Genomic DNA, 726 nt, shown 5'->3' with positions numbered 1-726 from the left:
ACCGTTTCGCCATCTTTAAGCAGTTGTTGATACACCGTCTTGTCGAAGGTCTTACGGTCTTTCAGCTGGTAGACCCGCACCACCACAGGTTCGGACAGAGAGTTGCTTTCACGCGCATCGGTGTTCAGCGCTTCACGCGCCGTAAAGTCCAGATGGAGCACTTTAATTTTCTTGTGAAAGACGGCGGTATAGACCGATTTGGTGCCATCCGCGACGCCCTGGGTCAGCCCGCAGCCGGTCAAACTGAACGTCAGCAGTGGCAACAGCCAGCACGCGGGTTTAATCAAACTTGTACGTAACACGTCGGTTTCCTTGTTGTGGTGTGGCGGGCTGCAGGCCGGTGTAATAGCCCAGCTCCGTCGTAAAGGTCTGCGGGATATCATCTGCAAGGTCGCCTTCGTCAACCCCCAGCACGCCATTCATGCCGAGCCAGAATGGGCCTTCACCAAGCGGCGGCGCGGCCAGCAGACGGGTGGCGGTGGTCAGGGTGATTTTTGCCTTGAAGCGCCAGCCCAGATAGACACGCAGCATCACCAGAAAGTCCTGATACAGCAGACCGTCCGGTTTCCAGCCCTGGGATTCCTGTTCGTTATCGGTGGACAGGGCAATCAGCAGCTGACTGTTGGCATCCATGGCTTCTTCACCCAGCGGCGTGTTGCCATCCAGAAGAAAATCGTCATCACCGTAAAAGCCCAGCGGCTGACTGACCTCCACCGGCCGCAGGCA

Annotated in this window: 2 protein-coding genes; both read right to left on the bottom strand. The window is 57.2% G+C overall.

The genetic code is table 11. From position 1 onward, the window contains the following. Positions 1 to 302 (bottom strand): type VI secretion system lipoprotein TssJ (gene tssJ, locus ACG0Z5_RS23800; protein WP_394451639.1); only part of this gene is annotated, 302 nt, incomplete at its 3' end. After that, a partial coding sequence (locus ACG0Z5_RS23795) for a type VI secretion system baseplate subunit TssG (protein WP_394451636.1) occupies positions 280 to 726 on the bottom strand: 447 nt, incomplete at its 5' end. The genes tssJ and ACG0Z5_RS23795, both read right to left, overlap by 23 nt.

Source organism: Scandinavium sp. M-37, from assembly GCF_043558715.1.
Classification (GTDB): domain Bacteria; phylum Pseudomonadota; class Gammaproteobacteria; order Enterobacterales; family Enterobacteriaceae; genus Scandinavium; species Scandinavium vulneris_A.
The sequence above is the reverse complement of the archived record's forward strand: the minus strand, read 5'-3'. Positions and strand labels throughout refer to the sequence as shown.